The organism is Streptomyces sp. NPDC050315, assembly GCF_040655775.1.
Lineage (GTDB): Bacteria > Actinomycetota > Actinomycetes > Streptomycetales > Streptomycetaceae > Streptomyces.
On sequence record NZ_JBFAKN010000007.1, the window covers coordinates 21,772 to 34,858 of the forward strand.

Here is a 13,087-nt window from a genome sequence, read left to right on the forward strand (position 1 = left end):
CCCTGGTCGCAGCCGGTTCGTCGCGCCGAGCAGAAGATTAGGCCACGGCACTGACAGCGGACGTCGACTCCGGGGCCGGGTAGGGGCGTTCCTCCGGCAGCAGCGCACGCGCCGCCGCCAGGTCACCGTCCCGTACGTGCGCGTGGACCCGGCGGGCGAGCGGGGTGACATCGCGGATGGCGACGATCCACTCGTCGGCGTACCGACGGGCCGCCTCGCCCGCGAGCCCGAGCTGCAGCGACCGGTGGGGGAGCGGGCGCAGGTGCAGGTCGCGCTCCGGGTCCCACTGGACACGGGCGGGGGACTCGCGCAGGGCTCGCTTCCAGGTGGCGCGGTCGGCGTGCTCGGCCGGGTCGAAGTGCGAGAGGCAGGCGTGCTCCAGCGCCCAGTCGAAGCCGGCCCGGTCGATCTCTTCAGCGGCGCTTGCGGCCGCCGCGCTCCTGGCGGGGCGGGGACTGGTCGGTGCCGGGGAGTACCGGCTTCGGCAGGGTCGCGGTCTCCCGCTTGGCCGCTGTCAGGCGCTCGGTGGTGTCGCGGGGCAGCCGTGGTGGGCGGCGGGCGGGGCCGAAGCCGAAGGCCGAGGTCAGGTCGCCGAAGGTGGCCCGGCGCCAGTCGGAGATGTTGGGCTCCTCGACGCCGGTGAAGCGCTCCAGGAACTGCAGTACGGAGGTGTGGTCGAAGGGCTCGCCCGCGGCCCAGCCGCCCACCGTCCACGGCGAGACGATCAGGCACGGGACGCGGAAGCCGCCGCCGATCGGCAGCCCGCCGACGAACTCGTCCTTCGTGCCGGGGGCCGGCACCGGCGGCGGCACATGGTCGAAGAGCCCGTCGTTCTCGTCGTAGTTCAGGATGAACGCGGTCTTCCGCCAGACCCTCGGGTTGGCGGCGATGGCCTCGACCGTCCGCGCGACGAAGGCGGCACCGGCGGCCGGCAGATAGTCCGGGTGCTCCGACTCCGCCGCCGTCGGGATGATCCAGGAGACGGCCGGCAGCCGGTCGTTCCGCGCGTCGTCCTCGAAGGTGCCCGCGGGCCGCGGCCGCACCCCGTACTCGTACAGCGGGTCCCCGGGCCCGGCGTCCCGGAAGCTCTGGAACTGCTCCAGGAGGTTGCATCCGTAGTCGTCGTCCTGCTGGTACACCTGCCAGCTCACGCCCGCCGCCTGCAGCCGCTCGGCGTACGTCGTCCAGCGGAACGGCCGGCGCGCGGTGTTGTTGTAGACGGGGCCGCCCCGGGTGCCGCCGGGGTCGATCGTGCCGGTCATCCAGTACAGCCGGTTCGGCCAGGTGGGCCCGAAGACCGAGCAGAAGTAGTGGTCGCAGAGGGTGAACGCCTCGGCCAGGGCGAAGTGGAAGGGGATGTCCGCGCGGGTGTGATAGCCCATCACGTACGGGCCGTTCTTCCCGTCCGCCTTGCGGTGCGCGGGCAGCCAGCGGTCCATCTTCCCGCCGTGCCACGCCTCGTGCTGCACGGACCAGGCGTGGCTGGTGGAGGGGATGGCCTGCGCGCTGGACCTGTGCGTGTCCAGGTGGAAGGGGAGCAGGTAGCCGGCGGGATTCTCGGCGTCCGGTTGGTGGAAGACCGAGCGGCCGGTGGAGAGGGTGAGCGCTTCCGGGTCGGCGAAGCCGCGTACGCCGCGCAGCGTCCCGAAGTAGTGGTCGAACGAACGATTCTCCTGCATCAGCAGCACGACGTGCTCGATGTCCTCCGGCGAGCCGTGCCGGGGCGGCCCGGCCGCGACCGCCTTGCGCACGCTCGGCGGCAGCAGCGACAGCGCGGCGCCGCCCACCGCGCCCGCGGCGGAGCCGAGGAGTCTGCGTCGGGTCAGGTGCCTGGGGCAGTGCCCCGACCGGGCACGTCCGCCGGAGACGATCATGGCTGGAGCCTAAGCCGGGCCCACCGCTTCCTGACGGAGGCTCAGGTACGTGGTGTCGGAGAGCCGGGTCCGGCCCCGTCAGCCGACCGTGATCGCGGTCAGCTTCTCCCGCAGATAGACATGCGAGTCGGGCAGGCCGCCGAGAGACGTCCCCGGATCGCACTCGTAGAAGTACACCAGCGACATCAGTTCCTCGGCCGGCACGTCGGCCGGCGGCGGCAGCACGCGGTGCCGCCCCGACTGCCAGCGGCCGCCGGTCCAGCGCGCCATCAGATCGCCGATGTTCACCGTGAAGGAGTCCGGCGCCCAGGGCGCGTCCGTCCAGCCGTCCGCGTCGGTGAAGACCTGCAGGCCGCCCTTGCCGCGCTGCCGGTCCAGGACGGTGACCGTGCCGAAGTCGGTGTGCGGACCGATCCGGAACTGGCCCGGCAGCGGCGCGCCGACCACCTCCGTCCCCGGATACCAGTTGACGTTGAAGCCCCAGGTGGGGTGCCCGGTGTGCCGGGTGAAGAAGTCGGCGGGCTCGCCCAGCGCGCCGGCCAGCACTTCGAGGAGCAGGTCGGACAGCGCCCGCATCTCGCCGGTGTACCGCTCCACCAGCGGCCGCAGCTCCGGCACCTCGGCCGGCCAGGTGTTCGGCAGGAACCACTCCGCGTCCACGGCGGCGTTCCCCGTCGGCTCGTCGGACGCGAAGGACAGCGACTCCTTCAGGTCCGGCGGTGTCTCCGTCCCCTCCGCGTACCCGTTGGCCTCCGCGCCGGGCCCCAGCCAGCCCCGCTCGCCGACCGTGACCGCGTACGGCGCCTTGACGGCCGTCGGCAGCCGGAAGAACCGCCGGGCGGCCGTACGGATGTCCGCCCGCAGCCCGGCGTCGACGCCGTGCCCGGTGACGACGAGGAACCCGGCGGTGCGCAGCGCGACGTCGACGGTACTGGCGAGGGCCTGCCGTGCCCGGTCGTCCCCGGCCCGCCACGCGCCCAGGTCGATGACGGGAATCGCGTCACTCATCGCCGGCCTCCCTTCGGCCCTCTTCGGTTCTCTTCTTCACTCCTCGCCGATGTCCTCGTGCCACAGCTCGGGCCGGTCCGCGATGAAGGCGCGCATCATCGCGACGCACTCCGGGTCGTCCAGCACGACGACCTCCACGCCGTGCTCGGCCAGCCAGTCGTGCCCGCCGTGGAACGTCTCCGCCTCGCCGATCACCACCCGGGAGATCCCGAACTGGCGCACCAGCCCGCTGCAGTACCAGCAGGGCGAGAGCGTGGTGACCATGGTCGTGCCCTTGTACGAGCGCTGCCGTCCGGCGGCCCGGAACGCGGCCGTCTCGGCATGCACCGACGGGTCGCCGTCCTGCACGCGGCGATTGTGCCCCCGCCCGAGCAGCGCACCATCCGCGCCGTACAGCGCGGCGCCGATCGGGATGCCGCCGGAAGCGAGCCCGGCCCGGGCCTCGGCCACCGCGACGGCCAGCATCGCGGAGGCGTCGGGGCCGCTCACTCGTCCCGCTCCCCGGACTCCCGGCGCTCTCCGGTCTCCTTGCGCTCCCCGGGCTCCTCGCCGTCTGCCGACTCGCGCCGCCGCAGCTCCTCCTCGCGGCGCTGCAGGTCCGCTTCCCAGTCCTTGAGCAGCGCCTCGTCCTCGTCCTTGCGCTGCGCCCGCTCCTGCGTGCCCAGCTTCTCCAGGAACTCGGGGTTGTCGTCCGGCGCGACCCAGCCGCCCCGGCCGCGCCCCGACGCGCGGCCCTCGGCGGCCAGCGCCGCCCGGTTCTTCCCGGCGATCAGCCAGGACACCGACCCGACCAGCGGGAAGAGCAGTACGAGGATCGCCCAGAGCACCTTCGGCATGTGGCGCACATGCTTCTCATCGGTGGTGACGCAGTCGATGAACGCGTAGATGCTCAGTGCCAGCGGCACCAGGATCATCAGCACCCGCAGCATGTCTCGCTCCCCCTGGGAGTGGCCGGGCGGGCCGGTGAGCGCGGCCCAGTGACCAGTCCAGGATAGGGAACTGCTTCCCGTTTACTGAGTTCTGGTGAGCTCTGCTGTACAGGAGTGTGCGGCGGGCGGACTCGGCAACGGGGCGCGGCCGGCCCCCCCGTGGGAATAAGTGTTCTTGGGTCGAACCCGTGACCTTTGCAAGTGGTGCTCGTTGGGCGTGGTGACGGATCTTCGGCGTGGAACTGGGCGGGGGTGGGTGGGGTGCGGGAGGTGGCGGCGTCGTTCGTGGTGCCCGGCCCGGCGGGGGTGGCGGCCCGGGCCCGGCTGCGGGTGTCGGAGGCGGACGCGGTGGTGCTGGCCGAGGTCGGTGTGTTGCTGGGTTCGCTGGCGGCCGGTGACCTGGCGGCGCGGTGCCGGCAGGGCTCGGATCACGATGCCACCGCGTGGGCGGTACGAAAGCGGGCTCTGACGGGGGTCTCGTCGGCTCGGTGGGCGGGCAGTATCACCAAGGCCACGCACGACCAGTGGGCGCTGGCGAGGCGCGGGCAGGCCGCTGAGATGGCGTGGCTGCGGGGGCAGATCACGCAGATCAGGGCCCGGCTGGCCCGCCCGCTGGGCGCCAAGGCCGACAAACGCGGAGGGCTCGCGCGCGGGTACGCCACCCGGCAGGAGTGGCACGCCAAGTCCCGTCGTCTGCACGCCCTGACGGACCGGCTGGTGGCGTTGGCCGCGGACTGGGCAGCGGGCCACGTGCACGTGGTGCGTGGCGGCAAGCGGCTTGCCCGGCTGCGCCACCACCTGGGTGAGGCCGGGCTGGACGAGCCCGGGTGGCGGCAGCGGTGGCGATCAGCGCGGATGTTCCTGGCCGCGGACGGCGAGTCCGGAAAGCGCTTTGGCAACGAAACAATCCGCATCACCGACGCCGGACAGCTCTCGATCAGGCTTCCGGCCGCCTTGGCCCACCTGGCCAACGCCCCGCATGGCCGCTACGTGCTCGATGCCACTGTTACGTTCCGGCACCGGGGCGAGGAGTGGCACGACCGGATCACCGCGGACCGGGCGGTGGCCTACCGCATCCACCACGACGTGGCCCGCGGCCGCTGGTACGTGACAGCCTCCTGGCAGCGCGCCGCCGCACCAGTACTGCCGCTGGAGGCGGCCCTCGTCCAGGGGGTGGTCGCCATCGACATGAACGACGATCACCTCGCTGCGTGGCGCCTGGACGCGCACGGCAACCCGGTCGGCGAGCCCCAGCGCTTCTTCTACGACCTTTCCGGTACGGCGCAGCACCGGGACGCCCGGATTCGGCACGCCCTCACCCGCCTGTTGCACTACACGCGCCGTTGCGGGGCCGTGGCGGTCGCGATCGAGGACCTCGACTTCGCCGACGGCAAGAGCAGGGAGCGGCACGGCCGCAACAAGCGCTTCCGTCGCCTCATCTCCCGCTTCCCCACCGCGAAGCTCAGGGCCCGTCTGGTGGCGATGACCGCCGAGCAGGACATTGCGCTCGTCGCGGTGGACCCGGCCTACACCTCCCGCTGGGGCGCCCAGCACTGGCAACAGCCCCTGACCAGCAGCAACCGCAAGGTTTCCCGGCACGATGCGGCGAGTATCGCGATCGGGAGACGCGCCCTCGGGCATCCGATCCGGCGACGGACGGCACCGCCCCGTATCCACCAGAGCGATGGATACGGGCATCGGACCGCCCAGGCGGGCCCGGACACCCGGCGGCGTGAGGGACCCCGCCCCCGTAGCCCCGGACCACGTACGAGATGCGTGCCGCCCGGCAGCGGAGCGAAAGCGGGGAACCAGCATGCCCAGCACCGTTCGGGGCGTGCGGCTGAGCAGCAGTCCTGGCAGCAGGACTCACTCCCACTCAGTTTCTGGGAACGGTAGTGCGTACCGGATACTGGGACGCATGGCTTATGACGATCTTCGCTCGTTCCTCCGGGCGCTCGACCGCGAAGGTGACCTCAAGCGCATCAAGGCCGAGGTCGACCCCCACCTGGAAGTCGGGGAGATCGTCGACCGGGTGCAGAAGGCCGGCGGCCCCGCGCTCCTCTTCGAGAACGTCAAGGGCTCGGCGATGCCGCTGGCCATGAACGTCTACGGCACCGACCGCCGCCTCCTGAAGGCGCTCGGCCTGAAGTCCTACGACGAGATCAGCGGCAAGATCGGCGGCCTGCTCAAGCCCGAGCTGCCGCAGGGCTTCGTCGGCGTCCGCGAGGCCTTCGGGAAGCTCGCGAACATGACGCACGTACCGCCGAAGAAGGTGAAGGGCGAGGGCGCGCCCGTCCAGGAGGTCGTGCTCCAGGGCGACGAGGTCGACCTGGAGCAGCTGCCCGCGCTGTTCACCTGGCCCGAGGACGGCGGCTCGTTCTTCAATCTGGGCCTGACCCACACCAAGGACCCCGAGAGCGGCGTCCGCAACCTCGGTCTGTACCGCCTCCAGCGCCACGACAAGCGCACCATCGGGATGCACTGGCAGATCCACAAGGACAGCCGGAACCACTACCAGGTGGCGGCCAAGCGCGGCGAGAAGCTGCCGGTCGCCATTGCCTTCGGCTGCCCGCCGGCCGTGACGTACGCCTCGACCGCGCCGCTCCCCGGCGACATCGACGAGTACCTCTTCGCGGGCTTCGTGCAGGGCAAGCGGATCGAGATGGTCGACTGCAAGACCGTGCCGCTCCAGGTCCCGGCCAATGCCGAGGTGGTACTGGAGGGCTGGCTGGAGCCGGGCGAGATGCTGCCCGAGGGCCCGTTCGGCGACCACACCGGCTTCTACACGCCGCAGGAGCCGTTCCCCGCGCTCACCATCGACTGCGTCACGATGCGCAAGCGGCCGCTGCTGCAGTCGATCGTGGTCGGCCGGCCGCCGACGGAGGACGGGCCGCTGGGCCGGGCGACGGAGCGGTTCTTCCTCCCGCTCCTCAAGATCATCATCCCGGACATCGTGGACTACCACCTCCCGGAGTCCGGCGGCTTCCACAACTGCGCGATCGTCTCGATCGACAAGAAGTACCCCAAGCACGCGCAGAAGGTCATGCACGCCATCTGGGGCGCGCACATGATGTCGCTGACCAAGCTGATCATCGTGGTCGACGCCGACTGCGATGTGCACGACCTGCACGAGGTGTCCTGGCGCGCGCTCGGCAATACGGACTACGCCCGCGACCTGACGGTCGTGGAGGGCCCGGTGGACCACCTGGACCACTCCTCGTACCAGCAGTTCTGGGGCGGCAAGGCGGGCATCGACGCGACCGCGAAGTGGCCCGAGGAGGGCTACACCCGGGACGGCGGCTGGCCGCAGATGATCGTCTCGGACCCGGAGATCTCCGAACGGGTCACCAAGCGCTGGAAGGAGTACGGGCTGTGAGCGCCTCCGCCGCCGCGATCCCGCAGCCGGGCCGCACCCGGGCCTTCCTGCGGCTCGTCATGATCGAGCACTCGGTCTTCGCGCTGCCCTTCGCCTACATCGCCTCGCTCACCGCGATGTTCCTGCACGGCGGCAGCATCGACTGGGTCCGGCTGCTGCTGGTCACGGTCTGCATGGTCGGACTGCGGACCTTCGCGATGGCCGCGAACCGCATCATCGACCGCGAGATCGACGCCCGTAACCCGCGCACCGCGGGCCGCGAGCTGGTCACCGGCGCGGTCTCGGTCCGCTCCGCCTGGACCGGCGCGCTGGTCGCCGTCGTCGTCTTCCTGGGCGCCGCCGCGCTGCTCAACCCGCTGTGCCTGGCGCTGGCGCCGGTCGCGGTGGTGCCGATGGTGGTCTATCCGTACGGCAAGCGGTTCACGAACTTCCCGCACGCCATCCTCGGTATCGCCCAGGCCATCGGCCCGATCGGCGCCTGGCTCGCGGTCACCGGCAGCTGGTCGTGGGAGGCGGTGATCCTCGGTCTCGCGGTGGGCGTCTGGATCGGCGGCTTCGACCTGATCTTCGCCTGCCAGGACGTGCGGGCCGACCGCGCGCACGGCGTGAAGTCGGTACCGGCCCGCTTCGGCATCCCTGGCGCGCTGTACGGCGCGCGCGCCTGCCACGTCGTCACGATGGTGCTGCTGGTCTGGTACGCGCTGGCCACCGGCGCCGGTGCGTTCTTCTGGGTCGGCCTGGTGATCGTCGCGGGCGCGTTCCTGTACGAGCACACGATCGTCCGGCCGCACGACCTGTCGCGCCTGAACCGCGCGTTCTTCACCGTCAACGGATTCATCGGCATTGCCCTGTTCGTGTGCAGCCTGCTCGATCTCGTAACCCGGGGCCTCACGCTCTGACTACCCTTTGGCCCAGACTCCCACCCACCCATTGAGGGGTGGGGGAGGGGGATGGCGCAGGGGCGCGGGCTGACGCTCTGAGGGAGGGGCGCGGGCCGACGCTCCGAGGGAGGGGCGGGGGCTGACGCTCCGAGGGAGGGGCGGGGGCTGACGCTCTGATCCGGCGCTGTTCCGGTGATCGGGCGCTGGTCCGGCTCTGATCCGGCGCTGGTCCGGTGATCCAGCGCTGATCCGCTGCATACGGAAGGGCCGGTACCCACCCGGGTACCGGCCCTTCCGCACGTCCGCCGTGCGGCGTCAGTTCTTGACGAAGCGCCAGGACAGGAACTTGGGGTAGGACCACATCTGGCCGTTGTTGGCCTTCACCGTGCCGATGATGCCGAAGACCAGCGCGGTGATCCAGTACGCGCCGAAGAGGACGATGTAGCAGATCAGCGGGATGAAGAAGACCGCACCCGGGTCACCGGTCCCGGAGTCGGCGGTCACGCCCGCGGTGATCACCACGGCGAAGTACAGCACGCCGGTGATCACCGCCATGATCGCCTGGGTGATGCCGTAGTTCATCCCCTGGGCCGAGTGGTGGCGGATGTACGGGTCGTGCTCGTTCTGCGCGTTGTTCCGGATGGCCATCGGGGCGATCCAGCCGCACAGCATGCCGATGCAGCACATGCCCGTGCCGACGAAGACGGTGAGCACCGCGCCGAGGTGGGACCACATCGCGGGGCCGGTCGAGGGCCGGGTCGGGGCGGAGTAGCCGTATCCGGGGGGCTGGGAGCCCCAGCCGGGGCCGCCGGGGCCGGGCACGCCGGGACCGCCGGGACCGCCGTACGGCGCCTGCTGGCCGGGGCCGGGCGGCGGGCCGGGGTAGCCGTAGCCGGGCTGCTGCCCCTGCGGCTGACCGTACGGCTGCTGCTGCCCCTGCTGCGGGTAGGGCTGGCCGTAGGGCTGCTGCCCCTGCTGGCCGTAGGGCTGCTGGCCGCCGTTCTGCTGCGGCGGCTGTCCCTCGGACGGCGGTTCGGATGCGGACTTGTCGAACTCGACCACGGGCTGATCCCCCCGATGATGTGACTGGTGTGGGCGGCGCGCCATGGCCCGGCGCTGCCGCGTCCTGAGACTACGGGACGCGGCCTCCCGTGCGGAGGCCCGGCGTCCGCACCCGGAAGACGTACGCGGCCAGCGCCCCGCCGGCGAGCCCGAAGAAGTGCGCCTGCCAGCTGATGCCGTTCGAGGCCGGGAGGGCGCCCCACAGGATCGAGCCGTAGAGCACCGCGACGAGCACGCCGATGGCGATGTCCAGCGCCTTGCGCTCGATGAAGCCGCGCACGACGAGGTAGCCGAAGAGCCCGAAGATCACTCCGGAGACGCCCGCGGTATTGCTGCCCGGCGGCGATATCAGCCAGACGCCCAGGCCGCTGACGACGGCGATGAACAGCGCGACGCCGATCAGTCTGCGTATCCCGGAGCGCAGCCCGGCCAGGAAGCCGAGCACGAGCAGCGGGAGGGTGTTGGCCATGAGGTGGGCGAAGCCGAAGTGCACGGCGGTCGCCGGCAGCACGTCGACCAGCTCGCCCAGCTCGCGCGGCCGGATGCCGAAGGTGTCCAGCGCGTTCCCGGTGGCCACGTCCACCGCCTCCAGCAGCCAGAGCAGCCCGACCCAGGCCAGCACCAGCAGCGCAGCGGGTTTGGCGCGTCCTCCCATGTCGGGCCCTCCTCGCCTGCCGGCCGGTGTCCGCCGTACCGGCATGTCCGCCGAGGTCCGCGCGACGGCCGCGCGCCCTCACAGGCAAGAACGGCTGTGACGGTGCTCCTGGTTCCGCCGGATAGGCTCGGTGCCGTGGAGCCGCCGCACAACGTCACCAGTCAGCACGCCGGTACGAGTCCCCGCAGGCCGTGGGTCGTCGGGATCTCCGGCGCGTCCGGGACCCCGTACGCCGCGTCCGTGCTGCGCGGCCTGCTGGCCGCGGGCGAGGCCGTGGACCTGGTCGTGAGCCGGGCCTCGCGGCTGACGCTGCTGGACGAGACCGGGATCTCCTTCCGGGATGCGCACTGGCGCGCGGACCTGCGCGAATGGCTGGCGCGCGGCGCGGACGGCAAGCCGGAGACCTTCCCGGTCACGGAGGCGGACCTCGCGGACGTACGGCACTGGCCGGCCGGTGACCTGGCCGCGGGCCCGTCCTCGGGCTCGTACCCGGCCAAGGGCATGCTGATCGTGCCGGCCAGCACGGCGTGCGTGGCCGGGGTGGCGCTGGGGCTCTCCAAGGATCTGCTGCAGCGGACGGCGAGCGTGACGCTCAAGGAGCGCAGGAAGCTGATCGTCGCGGTGCGCGAGACGCCGCTGAACGGGCAGACCCTCAAGCACCTGGTCGCCCTGGACGAGGCGGGCGCCGTGGTGCTGCCGGCCTCGCCCGCGTTCTACGCGGGCGCGACGCACCTTCAGGACCTGGTGGACTTCGTGGCGGGCCGGGCGCTGGACGCGGCGGGCGTGCCGCACGGCCTGTACCGGCGCTGGTCGGGCGAGATCGGCGGCGCGGGCGGTGCTGGTGACGCGGGCGGTGCCGCCAGAGGTCAGTGATCAACCTCTGTTTTTTACCTGGGATTGCGGGCTAAATCGCCCTGCATGCCTTAGATTCTGTAATCAGTAGTGGCAATGCGGAAAGATTGAAAGGTCGGGGACGCAATGGACGCGGTGGACAGGCAGCTCATCCAGGCACTGCGCGAGAACGGCAGGGCCTCGTACGCGGAGCTCGGCCGGCTGGTGGGCCTGTCCGGCCCCAGCGTCACGGACCGCATCAACCGGCTGGAATCGGCCGGCGTGATCACCGGCTACCGCGCGACCGTCGACGCCGCCTCGCTGGGCCTGGGCGTCACGGCGCTGGTCGGCATCTCGCTCTCGGACGCCACCGACCACGAGGAGCTCGCCCACCGGCTGCGCGACCTCACCGAGATCGAGGACTGCTGGTTCATCGCGGGCGACGACTCGTACATGCTCAAGGTCCGGGTGAACGACGTGGACGGCCTGGAGCGGACCATCCGCCGGCTCTCCGGTACCAAGGGCGTCTCCCGTACGCGCACCACGATCGTGCTCTCCACGAAGTGGGAGAACCGGGTCGGGGAACTTCCCGAGGAGTCGTAGGCGTACGCTCGGTTGAGGCTTGTATCGGTAGAAAACATGGGAGGCGGACCGGAATGGACGCTGGGCTCAAGCGCGAGCTGGAGGAGAAGGTCCACGCCGGTGAACGGCTGACCCGCGAGGACGGCATCGCCCTCTACGAGTCCGACGACCTGGCGTGGCTCGGCGGCCTCGCGCACGAGGTGCGCACCCGCAAGAACGGCGACGTCGTGCACTTCAACGTCAACCGTCACCTCAACATGACGAACGTGTGCACCGCCTCCTGCGCCTACTGCTCCTTCCAGCGCAAGCCGGGCGAGAAGGACGCGTACACGATGCGCATCGAGGAGGCCGTCCGCCTGGCCAAGGCCATGGAGAACGAGAACCTCACCGAGCTGCACATCGTCAACGGCCTGCACCCGAACCTGCCCTGGCGTTACTACCCCCGCTCCCTGAAGGCCCTCAAGGAAGCCCTGCCGAACGTCGGGCTGAAGGCGTTCACGGCGACGGAGATCCACCACTTCGAGTCCATCTCGGGCATGGACGCCTCGGACATCCTCGACGAGCTGATCGAGGCCGGTCTGGAGTCGCTGACCGGCGGCGGCGCGGAGATCTTCGACTGGGAGGTCCGGCAGCACATCGTCGACCACCGCACCCACTGGGAGGACTGGTCGCGCATCCACCGCCTGGCGCACCAGAAGGGCCTCAAGACCCCGAGCACCATGCTGTACGGGCACATCGAGGAGCCCCGGCACCGCGTGGACCACGTGCTGCGGCTGCGTGAGCTGCAGGACGAGACCGGCGGCTTCCAGGTCTTCATCCCGCTGCGCTACCAGCACGACTTCGTGGACATGCAGGACGGCAAGGTCCGCAACAAGCTGCAGGCCCGCACGACCATGGCCACCGGCGCCGAGGCCCTGAAGACCTTCGCGGTCTCCCGACTCCTCTTCGACAACGTGCCGCACGTGAAGTGCTTCTGGGTCATGCACGGCCTGCAGACCACCCAGCTCGCGCTCCAGCACGGCGCGGACGACATGGACGGCTCGGTCGTCGAGTACAAGATCACGCACGACGCCGACAACTACGGCACGCCGAACAAGCTCACCCGCGAGGACCTGCTGGACCTCATCCGGGACGCGGGCTTCCGGCCGGTCGAGCGGAACACCCGGTACGAGATCATCCGCGAGTACCCGGGCCCGGACGCGAACCTCCGCGAGGAGCCGCAGCCGATGCGGGTGTGACGGAAAGAGCTTTCCGGTCACCGGAGTGACGATTTAGGGTCCAGGTCATGAGCGTGCGCTTCGACCTGGACCCTTCTGTCACTCCTGAACTGCGCGACGGGATCTGCTCCTTGTGGGCGGAGGTCTCGAACGCCGGCGGGGCTGTCGGGTTCGTGCCGCCCGTGACCGGCGAGGACATCCGTCCCGAGCTGGTCAAGCACCTGGCCGCGATGGCCGAGGGCCGGGCCCGCCTGGTCGTCGGCCGGGACGCGGACGGTACGCCGCTGGCGACCGCCTTTCTGTACGAGAACACGCACCGGCTCATGCGGCACTACCTGTGGGTCTACAGCGTGATGGTGCACCCGTCCCTGCAGGGGCGGGGCGTGGGCCGCGAGCTGATGGCGGCGGTCGAGGGCGCCGCGCGCGCCACCGAAGGGATACGTGCCATACGGCTCACCTGCCGCGGCGGCACCGGCGCGGACCGCTTCTACGCCTCCTGCGGATACAAGGAGGTCGGCCGGGTCCCCGACGCCATCAAGGTCGCCGACGACGACTACCGCGACGACATCACCATGTGGCAGGAGCTGCACTGATACGCCCGCGGCCGGGGGCGGGAAAGATCACACAGACTGCTGTGCTTGACTGGATGCAGACCCTTTCGGTTGTCGTTGA

The 13,087-nt window shown here is 71.0% G+C and carries 13 protein-coding genes and 1 pseudogene; 7 read left to right on the top strand and 7 right to left on the bottom strand.

The features are described from left to right. Positions 1-37: 37 nt before the first annotated feature. The 5 genes and pseudogenes from AB0I82_RS25460 to AB0I82_RS25480 form a co-directional block, all read right to left on the bottom strand. Positions 38-418: pseudogene (locus tag AB0I82_RS25460) on the bottom strand (DUF4291 family protein); the annotation flags it as partial. Continuing rightward, positions 414-1,874, bottom strand: a complete 1,461-nt coding sequence (locus tag AB0I82_RS25465) for an alkaline phosphatase family protein (protein WP_363259690.1) — start codon at positions 1,872-1,874, stop codon at positions 414-416. The pseudogene AB0I82_RS25460 and the gene AB0I82_RS25465, both read right to left, overlap by 5 nt. Before the next feature lie 78 nt (positions 1,875-1,952). After that, positions 1,953-2,882 carry a 2-oxoglutarate and iron-dependent oxygenase domain-containing protein gene (locus AB0I82_RS25470; RefSeq protein ID WP_363259691.1) on the bottom strand — a complete coding sequence of 310 codons (930 nt, stop codon included), beginning with the start codon at positions 2,880-2,882 and terminating at the stop codon, positions 1,953-1,955. Between the two features lie 36 nt (positions 2,883-2,918). Beyond that, positions 2,919-3,347 carry a nucleoside deaminase gene (locus tag AB0I82_RS25475; protein ID WP_363259998.1) on the bottom strand — a complete coding sequence of 143 codons (429 nt, stop codon included), beginning with the start codon at positions 3,345-3,347 and terminating at the stop codon, positions 2,919-2,921. Positions 3,348-3,367: 20 nt separating this feature from the next. Then, positions 3,368-3,811: a PLD nuclease N-terminal domain-containing protein gene (locus AB0I82_RS25480; protein ID WP_363259692.1), complete on the bottom strand. Its 444-nt coding sequence runs from the start codon at positions 3,809-3,811 to the stop codon at positions 3,368-3,370. 252 nt (positions 3,812-4,063) lie between these two features. On the opposite strand from AB0I82_RS25480, the gene AB0I82_RS25485 reads away from it, so the two are divergent. Genes AB0I82_RS25485 through mqnP form a run of 3 tightly spaced genes read left to right on the top strand, consistent with a single transcriptional unit; the run spans position 4,064 to position 8,086 of the window. Beyond that, entirely contained in the window at positions 4,064-5,707 is a 1,644-nt protein-coding gene (locus AB0I82_RS25485) for an IS200/IS605 family accessory protein TnpB-related protein (RefSeq protein ID WP_363259694.1), read from the top strand. A gap of 22 nt (positions 5,708-5,729) precedes the next feature. Beyond that, positions 5,730-7,187, top strand: coding sequence for a menaquinone biosynthesis decarboxylase (locus AB0I82_RS25490; RefSeq protein WP_363259695.1), 1,458 nt, complete (start codon positions 5,730-5,732; stop codon positions 7,185-7,187). Further along, positions 7,184-8,086, top strand: a complete 903-nt coding sequence (gene mqnP, locus AB0I82_RS25495) for a menaquinone biosynthesis prenyltransferase MqnP (protein WP_363259696.1) — start codon at positions 7,184-7,186, stop codon at positions 8,084-8,086. The genes AB0I82_RS25490 and mqnP overlap by 4 nt, the downstream gene beginning before the upstream one ends. Before the next feature lie 297 nt (positions 8,087-8,383). On the opposite strand, the gene AB0I82_RS25500 is transcribed toward mqnP, so the two are convergent. After that, on the bottom strand, positions 8,384-9,130 hold the full coding sequence (locus tag AB0I82_RS25500; RefSeq protein WP_363259697.1) for a DUF4870 domain-containing protein: 747 nt from the start codon (positions 9,128-9,130) through the stop codon (positions 8,384-8,386). A gap of 70 nt (positions 9,131-9,200) precedes the next feature. Then, positions 9,201-9,785: a rhomboid family intramembrane serine protease gene (locus tag AB0I82_RS25505; protein WP_363259698.1), complete on the bottom strand. Its 585-nt coding sequence runs from the start codon at positions 9,783-9,785 to the stop codon at positions 9,201-9,203. Positions 9,786-9,920: 135 nt separating this feature from the next. On the opposite strand from AB0I82_RS25505, the gene AB0I82_RS25510 reads away from it, so the two are divergent. From AB0I82_RS25510 to AB0I82_RS25525, 4 genes are all read left to right on the top strand, one after another. Continuing rightward, positions 9,921-10,658, top strand: a complete 738-nt coding sequence (locus AB0I82_RS25510; protein ID WP_363259699.1) for a UbiX family flavin prenyltransferase — start codon at positions 9,921-9,923, stop codon at positions 10,656-10,658. 105 nt (positions 10,659-10,763) lie between these two features. Continuing rightward, positions 10,764-11,219, top strand: coding sequence for an Lrp/AsnC family transcriptional regulator (locus AB0I82_RS25515; RefSeq protein WP_363259700.1), 456 nt, complete (start codon positions 10,764-10,766; stop codon positions 11,217-11,219). Positions 11,220-11,272: 53 nt separating this feature from the next. Next, positions 11,273-12,436, top strand: coding sequence for an aminofutalosine synthase MqnE (gene mqnE, locus AB0I82_RS25520; protein WP_363259701.1), 1,164 nt, complete (start codon positions 11,273-11,275; stop codon positions 12,434-12,436). A 47-nt stretch (positions 12,437-12,483) separates the two neighbouring features. After that, positions 12,484-13,008: a GNAT family N-acetyltransferase gene (locus AB0I82_RS25525; RefSeq protein ID WP_363259702.1), complete on the top strand. Its 525-nt coding sequence runs from the start codon at positions 12,484-12,486 to the stop codon at positions 13,006-13,008. Positions 13,009-13,087 lie beyond the last annotated feature (79 nt).